Source organism: Frigoribacterium sp. 9N, from assembly GCF_902506305.1.
Classification (GTDB): Bacteria; Actinomycetota; Actinomycetes; order Actinomycetales; family Microbacteriaceae; genus Frigoribacterium.
The window spans coordinates 1,697,660-1,712,224 of record NZ_LR733392.1; the positions used below are offsets into that span (position 1 = coordinate 1,697,660).

The 14,565-nt window shown below is 70.6% G+C and carries 12 protein-coding genes and 2 riboswitches; of the genes, 3 read left to right on the forward strand and 9 right to left on the reverse strand.

From position 1 onward, the window contains the following. Positions 1-91: 91 nt before the first annotated feature. The 4 genes from ARTHRO9V_RS10995 to ARTHRO9V_RS11010 form a co-directional block, all read right to left on the reverse strand. Positions 92-1,849, reverse strand: coding sequence for an ABC transporter ATP-binding protein (locus ARTHRO9V_RS10995; protein ID WP_123571558.1), 1,758 nt, complete (start codon positions 1,847-1,849; stop codon positions 92-94). Beyond that, on the reverse strand, positions 1,846-2,799 hold the full coding sequence (locus ARTHRO9V_RS11000; protein WP_159827126.1) for an ABC transporter permease: 954 nt from the start codon (positions 2,797-2,799) through the stop codon (positions 1,846-1,848). Before ARTHRO9V_RS11000 ends, ARTHRO9V_RS10995 begins: the two co-directional genes overlap by 4 nt. After that, complete coding sequence (locus tag ARTHRO9V_RS11005; protein ID WP_043595472.1) at positions 2,789-3,718, reverse strand: ABC transporter permease; 930 nt, start codon at positions 3,716-3,718, stop codon at positions 2,789-2,791. Before ARTHRO9V_RS11005 ends, ARTHRO9V_RS11000 begins: the two co-directional genes overlap by 11 nt. 149 nt (positions 3,719-3,867) lie before the next feature. Continuing rightward, positions 3,868-5,490 carry an ABC transporter substrate-binding protein gene (locus ARTHRO9V_RS11010; RefSeq protein ID WP_056048711.1) on the reverse strand — a complete coding sequence of 541 codons (1,623 nt, stop codon included), beginning with the start codon at positions 5,488-5,490 and terminating at the stop codon, positions 3,868-3,870. A gap of 367 nt (positions 5,491-5,857) precedes the next feature. Here ARTHRO9V_RS11010 and ARTHRO9V_RS11015 point away from each other — a divergent pair, with 367 nt between their 5' ends. Next, the gene (locus ARTHRO9V_RS11015) at positions 5,858-6,616 is read left to right on the forward strand and encodes a CPBP family intramembrane glutamic endopeptidase (protein WP_159827129.1); all 759 of its coding nucleotides are present in this window, start codon (positions 5,858-5,860) and stop codon (positions 6,614-6,616) included. A gap of 329 nt (positions 6,617-6,945) precedes the next feature. On the opposite strand, the gene gcvP is transcribed toward ARTHRO9V_RS11015, so the two are convergent. The 4 genes from gcvP to ARTHRO9V_RS11035 form a co-directional block, all read right to left on the reverse strand. Continuing rightward, positions 6,946-9,765 carry an aminomethyl-transferring glycine dehydrogenase gene (gene gcvP / locus ARTHRO9V_RS11020; RefSeq protein ID WP_236557093.1) on the reverse strand — a complete coding sequence of 940 codons (2,820 nt, stop codon included), beginning with the start codon at positions 9,763-9,765 and terminating at the stop codon, positions 6,946-6,948. 104 nt (positions 9,766-9,869) lie between these two features. Continuing rightward, on the reverse strand, positions 9,870-10,247 hold the full coding sequence (gene gcvH / locus ARTHRO9V_RS11025) for a glycine cleavage system protein GcvH (protein WP_056048718.1): 378 nt from the start codon (positions 10,245-10,247) through the stop codon (positions 9,870-9,872). A gap of 27 nt (positions 10,248-10,274) precedes the next feature. Continuing rightward, positions 10,275-11,396 (reverse strand): glycine cleavage system aminomethyltransferase GcvT, encoded by a 1,122-nt coding sequence (gcvT, locus tag ARTHRO9V_RS11030; protein WP_370274467.1) that lies wholly within the window; start codon positions 11,394-11,396, stop codon positions 10,275-10,277. 261 nt (positions 11,397-11,657) lie between these two features. Continuing rightward, positions 11,658-11,770: riboswitch (glycine riboswitch) on the reverse strand. Between the two features lies 1 nt (position 11,771). Beyond that, positions 11,772-11,875, reverse strand: a riboswitch (glycine riboswitch). Between the two features lie 144 nt (positions 11,876-12,019). Continuing rightward, a complete protein-coding gene (locus ARTHRO9V_RS11035) occupies positions 12,020-12,472 on the reverse strand; it encodes an SseB family protein (protein WP_159827138.1) in 453 nt (150 codons plus the stop codon). 118 nt (positions 12,473-12,590) lie between these two features. Between ARTHRO9V_RS11035 and ARTHRO9V_RS11040 the strand changes: the two genes are divergently transcribed. Beyond that, entirely contained in the window at positions 12,591-13,079 is a 489-nt protein-coding gene (locus tag ARTHRO9V_RS11040) for a hypothetical protein (RefSeq protein ID WP_056048723.1), read from the forward strand. A gap of 37 nt (positions 13,080-13,116) precedes the next feature. On the opposite strand, the gene ARTHRO9V_RS11045 is transcribed toward ARTHRO9V_RS11040, so the two are convergent. Beyond that, positions 13,117-13,974 (reverse strand): putative protein N(5)-glutamine methyltransferase, encoded by an 858-nt coding sequence (locus ARTHRO9V_RS11045; protein WP_236557032.1) that lies wholly within the window; start codon positions 13,972-13,974, stop codon positions 13,117-13,119. A gap of 56 nt (positions 13,975-14,030) precedes the next feature. Between ARTHRO9V_RS11045 and ARTHRO9V_RS11050 the strand changes: the two genes are divergently transcribed. Further along, positions 14,031-14,513: an FBP domain-containing protein gene (locus ARTHRO9V_RS11050; RefSeq protein ID WP_056048726.1), complete on the forward strand. Its 483-nt coding sequence runs from the start codon at positions 14,031-14,033 to the stop codon at positions 14,511-14,513. The last annotated feature ends 52 nt before the right edge of the window (positions 14,514-14,565 follow it).

A 14,565-nucleotide genomic window follows, 5' to 3' on the forward strand; every position in this document is an offset into this window, starting at 1 on the left:
GGAACAGTCTACGGCACGTGGTAAAGGGGCCCCTCCGCCGTGCTCTCGGCACGGCGGAGGGGCCCCTTCGACACCAGGAGGCGCGGGTCGACTACCGACCGAACTCGAAGTTCGCGCCGGGGATCGCCTCGAGTAGTTCACGGGTGTACTGCTGCGCCGGGTTCGCGAAGATGTCGTCCGTGGTGCCGGCCTCGACGACGCGACCCTTCTGCATGACGCTGACGTTGTCCGCGATGAGGCGGACGACGGCGAGGTCGTGCGTGATGAAGAGGTAGGTCAGCCCGAGTTCGGTCTGCAGGTCGGTGAGCAGGTCGAGGATCTGCCCCTGGACGAGGACGTCCAGTGCCGAGACCGCCTCGTCGAGGACGATGACGTCGGGCTTGAGGGCGAGCGCCCGAGCGACGGCGATGCGCTGGCGCTGACCACCGGAGAGCTCGTTCGGGTACCGGTTGACCGTCGACGCGGGCAGGGACACCTGGTCGAGCAACTCGCGGACGCGGGCTTGACGGCTGGCCCGGTCGCCGATGCCGTGCGTGACGAGCGGTTCGGCGATGGTGTTGCCCACGCTGTACATCGGGTCGAGAGAGCCGTAGGGGTCCTGGAAGACCGGCTGGACGCGACGACGGAAGTCGAAGAGCTCGCGGCCCTTCAGCGCCCCGACGCTCTGGCCGCCGACCGCGACGGTGCCCGAGGTGATCGACTCGAGCTGGAGCACGAGCTTGGCCACGGTCGACTTGCCCGAACCGGACTCGCCCACGAGTGCCATCGTCGTGCCCCGCGGGATCGAGAAGGACACGTCGTCGACGGCCCGGAGTTCGGTCGTCTTGAAGCCGCCCTGGCGGATCTTGTAGACCTTGGACAGGTTCGTCACCGAGATGTACTCGGAGTCCTTCTTGCCGGCCTCCTCGCGCTGACGGGCGCGAGCGATGAGCTCGGCGTCGTCGGCGCCTTCGTCGGAGATCGCGAGCCCGTGGGAGTGCGTGGGTGCGATGCTCGACTGGATGCGCTGGCTGGCCAGCGAAGGAGCGGCGGCGACGAGTCGCTGCGTGTAGGGGTGCTGAGGATTGGCGAGGATCTCTTTGGACGGCCCCGACTCGACGACGCGACCCTTGTACATGACGACGAGCTTCTCGGCCCGTTCGGCGGCGAGGCCGAGGTCGTGCGTGATGAAGAGCACAGAGGTGCCGTAGTCGCGGGTCAGGGTCTCGAGGTGGTCGAGGATGCGGCGCTGGACGGTCACGTCGAGGGCCGAGGTGGGCTCGTCGGCGATCAGGAGCTTGGGCCGCGACGACAGGCCGATGCCGATCAGCACACGCTGGCGCATGCCGCCCGAGAACTGGTGGGGGAACTGCTTGAGGCGGTCGCCCGCGTCGTTGAGCCCGGCCTCCTTCAGGACGTCGATGGCTCGCTGGCGCACGGCCTGCTTGCCGGTCGCGACGCCGTTCGCCCGGATGGCCTCCTCGACCTGGAAGCCGATGCTCCAGACGGGGTTGAGGTTCGACATGGGGTCCTGCGGCACGTAGCCGATGTCGCGACCACGGATGGCCTGCATCTCGGACGCGCTGACCTTCGTGAGGTCCTTGCCCTCGAAGAGGATCTGGCCGCCGGTGACCTCTCCCGTGCCGGGCAGCAGGTCGATGATCGACGTGGCGGTCGTCGACTTGCCCGAGCCGGACTCGCCCACGATCGCGAGGCTCTCGCCCTGGCGGATCGTCAGGTCGACCCCGCGCACGGCGTCGACGTACCCGGCCTGCGTCTTGAAGCCGATCTTCAGGCCCTTGATCTCGAGCAGGGGCGTCGAGGACGACGCGGTGCCCGCCGTCTCGGGTCGGGTTGAGGTGTCGGTCATCGACGTGCCCTCGCCTTCGGGTCGAGGGCGTCGCGCACGACGTCGCCCATGAGGAGGAACGACAGCACCGTCACGGACAACGCCGCTGCGGGCCAGAAGAGGGGCATCGGCGCGACGCGGAGCGAGTTGCGTGCGGCGTTGATGTCGTTGCCCCAGGACATGGTGCTCGGCGGCAGCCCGATGCCGAGGAACGACAGCGTCGCCTCGGCCACGATGAACGTGCCGAGTGAGACGGTCGCCACGACGATGACCGGGGTGATGGCGTTCGGCACGACGTGTCGGACCAGGATGCGGAAGCGGGACACGCCGAGCGCCGCGGAGGCCGTGACGTAGTCGGCGGCCCGGGCGCTGAGGACCGAACCACGCATGACGCGCGCGATCTGGGGCCAGGCGAACACCGACAGCACGAGGGCCACGGTGAGGGGCGTCCTGGTCGGCAGGATGGACATCAACACGATGGCACCGAGGACGGTGGGGATCGCGAAGAAGATGTCGCCCAGGCGCGAGACGATCGCGTCGAGCCATCCGCCGTAGAACCCGGCGAGCGACCCGATGACGATGCCGACGATCGTGACGATGATCGTCGCCAGCAGTCCGACGGTCAACGAGGCACGGGTGCCCCAGACGATGCGGGCGAACACGTCCGTTCCCTGGAAGGTGAAACCGAGCAGGTGCCCGGCCGACGGGCCCTCGTTGCTGCGGGGCAGGTCGGCGGCCGTCGGCGAGACGCTGGTGAACAGCCCCGGGAAGAGCGCCACCGTGATGACGACGACGATGAGGAACGCCGCGATCCAGAACGTCGGGCGACGCTTCATGGCGTCCCACGCGTCGTTCCAGCTGCTGCGGGGTTTCTCGGACTCGTCGATCGCGTCGACGGCCTTGACGGGCGTCTCGTCGAGATCGGCGACGAAGTGGTCGGCGGACAACGCCGACGAGTCGTTACTTGGCATAGCGGATCCTCGGGTCGAGAAGGGCGTACAGCAGGTCGACGAGGAGGTTGGCGATCATGAAGATGATCACCATCACGGCGACGAACGAGACGACGGTGGGGCCCTCGCCGAGCGTGATCGCTCGGTAGACGGTTCCGCCGACGCCCTGGATGTTGAAGATTCCCTCGGTGACGATGGCACCGACCATCAGCGAACCGATGTCGACGCCGAGGTAGGTGACCACGGGGACGAGCGAGTTGCGCAGGATGTGCACCGTGACGACGCGGCCACGGGTGAGGCCCTTCGCCGACGCGGTGCGCACGAAGTCCGCGCTCGAGTTCTCGGACACGGAGGCGCGGGTCAGGCGGACGATGTACGCGAACGACACCGAGGCGAGCACGATGGCCGGCAGGACGAGTTCGTCCCAGGGCGCCTGCGAACTGACCGTCGTGCGGAACAGGCCGAGCTGGATGCCGAAGACGTACTGCAGCAGGAAGCCGATGACGAACGTCGGCACCGAGATGAGCAGCAGGCTGACGACGAGGGCGCTCGTGTCGAAGAGCTTGCCCTTGCGGAGCCCGGCGATCAGGCCCACGACGATGCCGGCGACGGCCTCGAAGAGCAGGGCGAGCATCGCGAGCCGGAACGTGATCGGGAACGCGCGGATCAGCTCGTCGACCACGGGACGCCCGGAGAAGGTCGTGCCGAGGTCGCCGGTGAACAGGCCGCCGATGTACAGCAGGTACTGCACGATGAACGGTTGGTCGAGGTTGTACTCGGCGCGGATGGCCTCGATGACGGCCGGCGACGGGGTCTTGTCGCCGAACAGCGCCGCCACGGGGTCACCGGGCAGCGCGAAGACCATGAAGTAGATGAGGAACGTCGCCCCGAAGAAGACGGGGATCAGTTGGAGGAGCCGGCGTCCGGTGTACCAGAGCATCAGGCTTCCTCGGACGTCTGCGCGTGCATCGTTATCGCAATCGTGTGGAGGGAGAGGTGGGTGGGCCCGCCGAAGGGGTCCGGACAGTGCGAACACTGCCCGGACCCCGTCGAGCGTCGGTCGAGCGCGTGAGCGACGACCTTACTTGGTTACTTGGTGATGTTCTCGTAGATCGGCACGGAGTCCCAGCCGTACTCGACGTTGCTCACCGTGTCGGCCCAGACGCCGTTGACGTTCGCGTACCACAGCGGGATGATCGGCAGGTCCTTGAGCAGGACCTCCTGGGCCTTCTGGTACGAGGCGTTCGCGTCGTCCACGTCGCTCGCGGCACTGCCCTCGGCGAGCAGGTCGTCGAACTCGGGGTTCGAGTACTTGCCATCGTTCGAGCTGCCGTCGGTGGCCATCGTCGGGTACAGGAAGTTGTACAGCGACGGGTAGTCGGCCTGCCAACCCGAACGGAAGGCGCCGGTCATGGCACCACCCGAGGCGTCGGTGCGGAACTCGGCGAAGGTCGGGTAGGGCTTGCCCTCGGCCTTGATGCCCAGCGTCTTCGAGATGTTCGCGGTGACCGCGTCCACCCACTCCTGGTGTCCACCGTCGGAGTTGTAGCCGATGGTGAACGTGGTGTCGCCGTAGGGCGAGATCGCGTCGGCCTGGTCCCAGAGGTCCTTGGCCTTGTCGGCGTCGAACGAGAGGACGCTCTCACCCTCGAGCTCGTCGGTGTAACCGGGGATGACGGGCGAGGTGAAGTCCTTGGCCGGCGTCCGCGTGCCCTGGAAGATGACCTTCGTGACGTCGTCGCGGTTGATGGACATCGAGATGGCCTGACGACGCAGGTCGCCCTCTTCGTCGTCACCGAAGTGAGCGAGGTACTGCGGGATCGTCATGCCCTGGAAGACCGCGGCGGGCTGGTTGACGTTCGTGTCGGGGAAGTCGCTCTGGTACGTCTGGAACGCCGCCGGGCCGATCTGGTCGAGCACGTCGAGGTTGCCACCCTGCACGTCGGCGTAGGCCGAGTCGAGCGAGGTGTAGAAGTTGATGTCGAGCCCGCCGTTCTTCGGCTTGCGGTTGCCGTCGTAGTCGGGGTTCGTCTTGAGCTTGATGCCCTGGTTGTGCGTCCAGGCGCCTTCACCGTCGAGCATGTACGGGCCGTTGCCGACCGGGTTCTCGCCGAACGCGGCGGGGTCGGCGTAGAACGACTCGGGCAGCGGCGAGTAGGCCGAGTAGCCGAGGCGCAGCGGGAAGTCGGCCTCGGGGGTGTTGAGCGTCACCGTGAACTCGGTCGGGCTCTCGACGGTGAGGTCGAGGTCGCTCTGCTCGGTGTCGCTGTAGCCCTTGAAGTTCTCGAAGAACGAGCTGCCGGACGAGTTCGCGACGTTGTCGAAGCTCGCCGCCCAGTTCCAGGCCTTCGTGAAGGACTCGCTCGTGACGTCGGTGCCGTCGGTGAACTTCCAGCCGTCCTTGAGCGTGACGGTCCACACGGTGGCGTCGTCGCTCTCGATGCTGTCGGCCACCTCGTTCTTGGTGGTGCCGTCGGCGTTGTAGCTGACGAGACCGGCGAAGATCGAGGTGACGATGCGGCCACCACCGGTCTCGGTGGTGTTCGACGGGACGAGCGGGTTCTCGGGCTCGGTGCCGTTCGTCTTGATGATCGCGGTAGCGTCACCGGACGACGTGTCGTCGTCCCCGCTGCCGCTGGCGCAACCGGTGAGGACGAGTGCTGCCGTCCCCACGACGGCGACGGCCGACAGGCCCATGCGCGTCTTCTTCAATGTTCCTCCTGATGCGGGAAAGGACGCAGCACTGTGCCCAGGGGCCGTGCCGCGTTGGATGGTGTGAGCCTAGGCACCCCGTTCGGGCATCACCAAACCCCGACGTCAACGGTTACACGACGGAAACCAACTCGCCGGATCGTTGCGTCGGCACCCGGTTCGTTGCGTGTGGGGCCTGAAGTTCGCATGAATCGGCTGCGAGAAATCCGCCACCTGGCAGGTATTGTTCTCCGCCACGGCAGGAGGCGCGGGTCGGCCCACCCACGCCGGTCCCGTACGATCGCCCCCGTGAGCCGCCCCCAGGACCCCCCAGGACCCCGCCTCCGCCGTGACACCACGTGATGCCCTCGCACCGCGCCCGGCCCCGATGACCCGAGCGCGCCTCCGGGTCGAGATCGCGATCGTCCTCGGGCTCTCGCTCGGCGCGTCGGCCGTGTACTCGGTGCTCTCGATCGTGAACCGCCTCACCCAGCAGACCGCCCTCTCGCAGCAGACCGCCACGCTGAACTCACCACTGAGCAGTCGGGAGTTCTTCGACCTCGCCTACCAGGTGCTCGGCGTCGCGGTGGACCTCGTGCCGGTGGTGCTCGTGGCTTTTCTGTTGTGGCGCGAGGAACGACCCCACCTGGGACGTCTCGGCGTCGACTTCTCGCGTGCCGGACGGGACACCCTCGGCGGCGTCGGGCTGGCCCTCGCCATCGGCATCCCCGGCATCGGCCTCTACCTCGTGGGCAAGGCGCTCGACCTGACGGTCACCGTCGTGCCGACGAACCTCGGCGAGCACTGGTGGACCGTCCCCGTGCTGCTGCTGTCGGCGTTGCGGGCGGGGGTGACCGAGGAGGTGATCGTCGTCGCCTACCTCTTCGCGCGCCTCCGCGACCTCGGTTGGCGCACGTGGTCGATCATCGTGACGGCGGCCGTGCTCCGCGGCAGCTACCACCTCTACCAGGGGTTCGGCGCCTTCGTCGGCAACGTGGTCATGGGCGTCGCCTTCGGCTGGCTCTACGTACGGTTCGGCCGGGTGCTGCCGCTCGTCGTCGCGCACGTCCTGATGGACGCGGCCGTCTTCGTGGGTTACCCGTGGGCCGCGACGACCTTCCCCACCCTCTTCGGGCTGCCGTCCTGACGCACCGGCACGGAACGTCCGGGGACGCTCGCGGGCGGAACTGGGTCTTGACACTCGTTCGGGGGGCGAGTCTGATGTATCCACGGGTCGGAGCACCCCGAGCTAGCCACACAGCGTGAGCTGTCCCCCGGGCGTCGATCGGGACGGTCGCCGCTACGTGAACGCCCTCCGCGACACTCGGCGGCCGACGCCCGAGGGACCCAGAGGGAACCGCCAGCACCCGACGGGATCGGGTGCTGGCGGTTTCCCGTCCGAGGAAACCGCCAGCACTCGACGGGATCGGGTGCTGGCGGTTTCCCGTCCGAGGCGCGGTCGGCGCCGGACGCGATCTAGGCGAACGCCTCGGCCGGCGGGCAGTTGCAGAACAGGTTGCGGTCACCGTAGGCCTGGTCGATGCGACGCACCGGCGGCCAGTACTTGCTGCGCACGAGCGAGCGGACCGGGTACACGGCCTCTTCGCGGCCGTACTCGGCGGTCCACTCGCCCACGACGACCGACTCGGCCGTGTGCGGCGCACCGCGCAACGGGCTCGACTCGGCGGTGTACCGACCAGCCGCCACGGCGTCGGCTTCGCCCTTGATCGCGATCATCGCGTCGACGAAGCGGTCGATCTCGGCGAGGTCCTCGCTCTCGGTCGGCTCGACCATGAGGGTTCCCGCGACGGGGAACGACATGGTCGGGGCGTGGAAGCCGTAGTCGATGAGGCGCTTGGCCACGTCGTCGACGGTGACCCCGGTCGCGTCGCGCAACGGCCGCAGGTCGAGGATGCACTCGTGCGCGACGAGGCCGTTCTCGCCCGCGTACAGCACGGGGAAGTGCTCGCGGAGGCGGGCGGCGACGTAGTTGGCCGCCAGGACGGCCGCCCCGGTCGCCCGGGTGAGGCCCTCGGTGCCCATCATGCGCACGTAGGCCCAGCTGATCGGCAGGATGCTCGGCGACCCGTACGGAGCACTCGAGACGGGCACGCCGGCGTGGGCGAGACGGTCCCCCTCGGCCGCGGGGGCCGAACCCGTGCGACGGTCGGCCTGCTGGGCCATCGGGTGACCGGGCAGGAAGGGCGCGAGGTGGGCCATGGCCGCGACCGGACCCACGCCCGGACCGCCCCCACCGTGCGGGATGCAGAAGGTCTTGTGCAGGTTGAGGTGCGAGACGTCGCCGCCGAAGTCGCCGAAGCGCGCCACCCCGAGCAGGGCGTTGAGGTTCGCCCCGTCGACGTAGACCTGGCCTCCGGCCGCGTGCACGGCGTCGGTGAGGGCGACGATGTCGTGCTCGTACACGCCGTGCGTCGACGGGTAGGTGATCATGAGCGCCGCGAGCTGGGCCGCGTGCTGCTCGACCTTGGCGCGCAGGTCGTCGAGATCGACGTTGCCGCCCTCGTCACAGGCCACCACGACGACGCGCATGCCCGCGAGCACCGCGCTGGCCGCGTTCGTACCGTGCGCGCTCTGCGGGATCAGGCACACCGTCCGCTCGCCGTCGCCGTTCGACAGGTGGTAACCGCGGATCGCGAGGAGACCCGCGAGTTCGCCCTGGCTGCCGGCGTTGGGCTGCAGCGAGACCGTGTCGTAGCCCGTGACCTCGGCCAGCCATCCCTCGAGCTGACCGATCAGGTCGAGGTACCCCGCCACGTCGTCGGCCGGGGCGAACGGATGCACGCCGGCGAACTCGGGCCAGGTGACCGCGGCCATCTCGGTCGCCGCGTTGAGCTTCATCGTGCAGCTGCCGAGCGGGATCATCCCGCGGTCGAGCGCGTAGTCCTTGTCGGCCAGGTGCTTGAGGTAGCGCATCATGCTGGTCTCGCTGCGGTGGGTGCGGAAGACCGGGTGCGTGAGGTAGTCGCTCGTCCGCAGCAGCGCCTCCTGCAGGCCCGAGGGTGCGGCATCGTCGAGCAGCTCGACGCCGAGCACCTCGGCGACGACCCGGACGTCGTCCCGCGTCGTGGTCTCGTCGAACGAGAGACGGACGCAGTCGTCGTCGACGGCGTGCAGCAGGTAGCCCCGAGCGTGTGCCGCGGCGACGATCTCGGCCGCCCGACCCGGGACGAAGACCTGAAGGGTGTCGAAGAACGAGTCCCGCTCGAGCTCGAGCTCGCTCGCCCCGATTGCGGCCGCCAGGTCGGAGGCGTGGCCGTGCACGCGCGTCGCGATGTGCCGCAGCCCCCAGGGGCCGTGGTAGACCGCGTACATCGACGCCATCACGGCGAGCAGCACCTGTGCGGTGCAGATGTTCGACGTGGCCTTCTCGCGACGGATGTGCTGCTCGCGGGTCTGCAGGCTGAGGCGGTAGGCGGGCTGCCCGACGGCGTCCTGCGAGACCCCGACCAGGCGCCCGGGCAGCTGACGCTCGAGCCCCGTGCGGACGGCCATGTAGCCCGCGTGCGGACCGCCGAAGCCCATCGGCACGCCGAAGCGCTGGCTGGTGCCCACGGCGACGTCGGCCCCGAACTCGCCGGGTGCCTCGATCAGCGTGAGCGCGAGCAGGTCGGCGGCGACGACGGCCAGACCGCCCTGGGCGTGGGCCGCCTCGACGACGGCACGCGGGCTCCAGACGGACCCGGACGCCGCGGGGTACTGGACGAAGAGGCCGAACGACTCGGGCAGCTCGGCGGGGTCGAGCACCGAGAGGTCGAGCTCGACGAGTTCGATCCCGACGGCCTCGGCGCGGCCGGCGAGCAGGGCCTTGGTCTGCGGGAAGGTGTCGCTGTCGACGACGAAGACGTCGGTCTTCGCCTTGGACGCACGGCGGGCCAGCAGCATGCCCTCGACGACGGCCGTGCCCTCGTCGAGCATCGACGCGTTGGCGGTCGAGAGCCCGGTCAGCTCGGCCACCATCGTCTGGAAGTTGATGAGGGCCTCGAGTCGACCCTGCGAGATCTCGGGCTGGTACGGCGTGTAGGCGGTGTACCAGCTGGGGTTCTCGAGCACGTTGCGCTGGATGACGGCCGGGGTGACGGTGTCGTAGTACCCGAGACCGAGGAGGCTGCGGGAGACGCGGTTGCGACCCGCGAGGGCCCGCAGCTCGGCGAGCGCCTCTTCTTCGCCGATCGGCTCGGGCAGCACGCTGCCCTCGACGGGCGCGGCGTGGATCGCGTCGGGCACGGCGGCCGCGACGAGCGACTCGACGCTGTCATGCCCCACGGCGGCCAGCATGGTCGCCTGGTCGTCCGGGGTGGTGCCGACGTGGCGGTCGACGAAGCCGGTGGCGACCTGGTCGGACCAGCCGCCGAAGACGGACCCGCCCGTCTGCTCGGCGCTCATTCGGCGGTCAGCGCGACGTACTCGTCGCGCGAGAGCAGGCCCTGGCCGTCGGTCGACGACAGGGTGATCTTGATGAGCCAGCCGTCGCCGAACGGGTCGCTGTTGACGAGGTCGGGGCTGTCGACGACGGCCTGGTTGGCCTCGAGGACCGTGCCGAGCGCGGGGGCGAACAGCTCGCCGACCGACTTGGTCGACTCGATCTCGCCGACGACCGTGCCGGTCTCGACCTCGGTGCCCTCGGCGGGCAGGTCGACGTAGACGACGTCGCCCAGCTTGTCGGCGGCGTAGTCGGTGATGCCCACGGTGGCGGTGTCGCCGTCGATCAGGAGCCACTCGTGCTCGGCGGTGTACTTCAGTGCGGTGAGATCGGTCATGGCCGGTCCTTTCGAGGGAGGGGGTGCCTAGGAGCGCTTGTAGAAGGGCAGCGGGACGACGGTGGCGGCGACGGCGGTGCCGCGGACGTCGACGGCCAGGGCGGGACCGCGGTCGACGACGTCGGGGTCGACGTAGGCCATGGCCACCGGGTGGCCGAGGGTGGGCGACAGCGCGCCGCTCGTGACCTCGCCGACGACGGTGCCGTCGTCGGTGACGACCGGGTAGCCCGCCCGGGCGGCCCGGCGCCCGGTGAGCGTCAGTCCGACGAGGACGCGGGCGCCGGCGGCGGGCTCGACGTTCGAGCGCCCGACGAAGTCCTTCGAGGTGTCGACGACCCGGCCGAGCCCGGCCTGGTCGGGGCGGACGTCGAGGCCGAGTTCGTGGCCGTAGAGCGGCATGCCGGCCTCGAGACGGAGCGTGTCGCGGCTGGCCAGCCCCGCGGGGACGATCCCCCGGGGTCCGCCGGCCTCGGCGATCGCGGCCCACAGCGACGGGGCGGTCTCGGGGTCGACGTAGAGCTCGAAGCCGTCCTCGCCGGTGTACCCGGTGCGCGCGATCAGCACGGGGGCGTCGTCGAAGGTGGCCTGCAGCACGCGGTAGTACCGCAGCGTGGACAGCGGGGCGTCGGGCTGGAGGCGGTCGGCCGTGACGAGTTCGTCGAGCACGCCCTCGCTCTCGGGCCCCTGGACCGCGATCAGCGCGGTGTCGTCGCTCTCGTCGTCCACGGTGACGTCGAACCCGGAGGCGCGGGTCGCCAACGCCGCGAACGCCGCCTCGCGGTTGCCCGCGTTGGCCACGACCAGGAAGTCGTGCTCGTCGAGGCGGTAGACGACCAGGTCGTCGACGATCCCGCCCTCGGCGGCGAGCAGGAGCGAGTACTTCGCCCGCCCGACGGCGATGGTCGAGAGGGTGCCGGCCAGGGCGTGGTCGAGGAAGGCGCCGGCGTCGGGCCCCACCACGGCGATCTCGGCCATGTGCGAGAGGTCGAAGAGCCCCGCGGCGGTGCGGACGGCGTGGTGCTCGGCGAGGTCGGAGTCGTAACGGACCGGCATCTGCCAGCCCGCGAAGTCGGTGAAGACGGCGCCGGCGGCGACGTGGACCCCGTGCAACGGGCTGTAGCGCTCGTCGGGCTCGTCGGTACCGGTCAGGTCGTGGGCGTCGCCCGGCCCGGTGGCGATGCCCTCGGTGCCGTCGTCGGAGAGGACGACGTCGCCTTCGAGCACGGCGGACGCCTCGGCACCGCCGAGGTCGTCGTCGTCGGGCCCGGGGGCGGCGGGAAGGTTCGAGGCTGCGTCGGACATCGTGCTCCTGAGAGGGACGGACCGGCCGCCAGGTGTCTCGGCCGGGAACGGTGTCGTGCGGATGGGGCACGACGGGGCAGCCCCGTCCGGCGGTCCGCCGGTCGGGGCTCCCCCTCTGTCATGGGCCTGAGAGCTTCACCGGCCGAGGCCGGTTTTCACCGTGGGCGAGGACCGGCGAGGGGGTCTGTCGACCGCCTCGCGCCTCCTGCTTTTCAGAGTGGCCAGTCCGTCGCGGTACGCGTACCTGAGAGATTGGCGGGGAGCTTGCTCCTTCGGTGCCCGGTCGGCGCAGTCTCTGCGCACCGGGGCTCTCCCGCGACGTGTTCGTGGCCCGATGTTCGATTGTGGCGCCAGCCTAGCGTCGTCGTGTGACACGCAGGTTTCGGGATCTCACGCGATCCGGGCCACCCGGACGACGACGGACGCCCCGACCGGGTTCGGTCGGGGCGTCGTGGGGTCGTGCGGGTGCGTCAGACGGCGCGGAAGGGCTGCCCGGGCTCGGGCGAACCGGCCGCCTCGTGGTCGGCGACGAGCTTGCGCACGTCGTCCGCCAGTTGGGCGACGCCCTCGGGCAGCATCTCGAAGCCCTCGCGGTTGCCCGGGTTGACGACGAGGCCGGTCTCGGCCGGGATGGCCTGGACGAGTTCAGCCGCCGGGAGGGTCGCCGAGAACTCGGCGACGCCCTTGACCTGCTCGCCGATCATGTCGACGTGGGTGAAGGCGGCCAGCATGGGCACGCCCTCGCGGTCGAAGAGCACGGGCTGCAGGTCGTTCAGCGACTCCTGCGCGTCGGTGGCCGTGGCGACGACGACCTGGGCGTTGACGAACTCGGCGAGCACGCTGTTCATGTCGCCCTCACCCGCCTGGCCCTTGCTGATGGCCTGTTCGAGTGCGGTCTTTTCGCGGTTGTCCGTGTCGGTCATCCGACCAGCCTGCCGGGCGAACCTCCGTGTCGGCTCAGCGTCGCGCGTGGTGGGCGGCCCGGCCACTCGCTACCCTGTGCAACACCCCGCCGTGTCGCACCCACCTCGAGGAGCCCTCGTGCCCCGCAGCCTCCGCCCGTCCCACCGAACCGCCCCGGCCCTCGCCGTCACGGGCCTGGCCCTCGTGCTGCTCGTGTCCGGGTGCGCCGGGAGCGCCGGGGGCGCGCCGGCCTCGTCCCCGGGCCCGACGGCCGCGGCGTCGCGGACGCCCACGCCCACGGTCTCGGACGACGCGACGGCCCTGCCCGACGCCACCGCGCTCCCGACGACCGAGCCGCCCGCCCCCGCCACGGCCCAGGCCCAGGAGGCGCCTCCTGCCTGGCACGCGTGCGTCACGGCGATCGGTCAGCAGTACCCCGACCTGCCGTATCTCGGCGACGTGTGGGCCTACGAGGCCGACGACGTCCGCGACAGCGCCACGGGCGCGGTGGCCACCGTCACGATGGGCCACCTCGCCGACGGCCGCCCCGCGACGGAGTGGACCTGCCAGATCTCGGGCACCCCCGACGCCCCGGTCGTCGACTCCGTCACCCCGGCCGACGTCTGAGTCCGGTCACGGACCACCGCGCCGAGGGCCGACCGCCTCACCGCGCGACGGCGACGACGACCGTGCCGTCGATCTCGTCGTCGCGCACGACCCGGGCCCGCAGGCCGGCGGCGACCAGCGCCTCCTGCGTGTCGGGAGCCTGACGCTCGCTCGTCTCGAGGACGAGGGTGCCGCCCGGTGCCAGCCACTCGCCGACCTCGGCGGCGATCCGTCGGTGGAGGTCGAGCCCGTCGGCCCCGCCGTCGAGGGCGAGCGACGACTCGTGGAGGCGCGCCTCGGGGGGCAGGGACGAGATCGCCCCGGTCGGCACGTAGGGCGCGTTCGCCGCGATCACCCGGAACCGGCCGCGCAGCGACGGGGGCAGCCCGTCGAACAGGTCGCCCCGGACGACGGTCCCCCTCCCGTCGAGGTTGCGACGGGCGCAGTGCACGGCGACCGGGTCGAGGTCGGTGGCCCAGAGGTCGAGACCGGGGTGCTCGGCGGCGAGCACGGTCGCGACGGCGGCGGCGCCGCAGCAGAGCTCGAGCACGGTGGGGGAACGTGTCGCTTGACCGCAGCCCTCGTCCACGGGTGCCGCATCGTCCACGAGCGCCGCGGAGGCCTGCCCCAGGACCAGCTCGGTCCGGCGGCGGGGCACGAAGACGCCCGGCTCGACGACGATCCGCCGCCCCGCGAACTCCGCCCAGCCGAGGATCTGCTCGAGCGGTCGTCCGGCGACGCGGTCGGCGACCATCGACTCGAGCGCGTCGGCGACGGCCTCGGTTCCGGCGTCGGGCCGGGTTCCGGCGTCGGCGGCGGCCACCAGCAGGCGCGCCTCGTCCTCGGCGAAGACGCAGCCCGCGGCTCGGAGGCGACGCGCGACGATCAGCTCGCGGTCGGCCTCCGGGATCGTCACGCGCCCACGCTAGACCGACGCGTAGGCTGACGAGACCCGACGGCACGAGGGAGAACATGAAGCCGCTGACCGAGACCGACATCCGCGAGTCGTTCGTCAACGCCCTGCCGGGCGACCTCGACCGCCTGCCGATCCCCGGACTGCACGAGATGCTCTGGGAGGAACGCGAGTTCCTCGGCTGGCGCGATCCGCAGGCCCATCACCGCGGCTACATCGTCCACTGGATGGACGGCCGACCCGTCGGACTCGTCGTCCGGTCGTCGAGCAGTTCGCTGCGCCCCGGCATCGCCGCCATGTGCTCGCTCTGCCACTCACCCCAGCCGGCCACGCAGGTACGCCTCTTCACCGCCCCCAAGGCCGGCGAGGCCGGGCTCAACGGCAACACGCTCGGCACCTACATCTGTGAAGACCTCGCCTGCTCGCTGCTGATCCGGGTCGCTCCCCCGCACCTCAACCCGCCCGAGCAGATCGCCCGCCGCTCGGCCGGACTCGCCGAACGGGTGCAGGGCTTCACGGCCAACGTCATGAAGACCGCCTGACGCGCGGCCGTCCCGCCGACCGCACCGCGCCTCCCGTCGTTCCCCACCCCGC

What these genes read in the sequence shown, in the direction of transcription:
- ARTHRO9V_RS10995 (WP_123571558.1), bottom strand. Translation starts at nt 1,849, where the DNA reads ATGACCGACACCTCAACCCGACCCGAGACGGCGGGCACCGCGTCGTCC.
- ARTHRO9V_RS11000 (WP_159827126.1), bottom strand. Translation starts at nt 2,799, where the DNA reads ATGCCAAGTAACGACTCGTCGGCGTTGTCCGCCGACCACTTCGTCGCC.
- ARTHRO9V_RS11005 (WP_043595472.1), bottom strand. Translation starts at nt 3,718, where the DNA reads ATGCTCTGGTACACCGGACGCCGGCTCCTCCAACTGATCCCCGTCTTC.
- ARTHRO9V_RS11015 (WP_159827129.1), top strand. Translation starts at nt 5,858, where the DNA reads ATGACCCGAGCGCGCCTCCGGGTCGAGATCGCGATCGTCCTCGGGCTC.
- gcvP (WP_236557093.1), bottom strand. Translation starts at nt 9,765, where the DNA reads ATGCTGGCCGCCGTGGGGCATGACAGCGTCGAGTCGCTCGTCGCGGCC.
- gcvH (WP_056048718.1), bottom strand. Translation starts at nt 10,247, where the DNA reads ATGACCGATCTCACCGCACTGAAGTACACCGCCGAGCACGAGTGGCTC.
- ARTHRO9V_RS11035 (WP_159827138.1), bottom strand. Translation starts at nt 12,472, where the DNA reads ATGACCGACACGGACAACCGCGAAAAGACCGCACTCGAACAGGCCATC.
- ARTHRO9V_RS11050 (WP_056048726.1), top strand. Translation starts at nt 14,031, where the DNA reads ATGAAGCCGCTGACCGAGACCGACATCCGCGAGTCGTTCGTCAACGCC.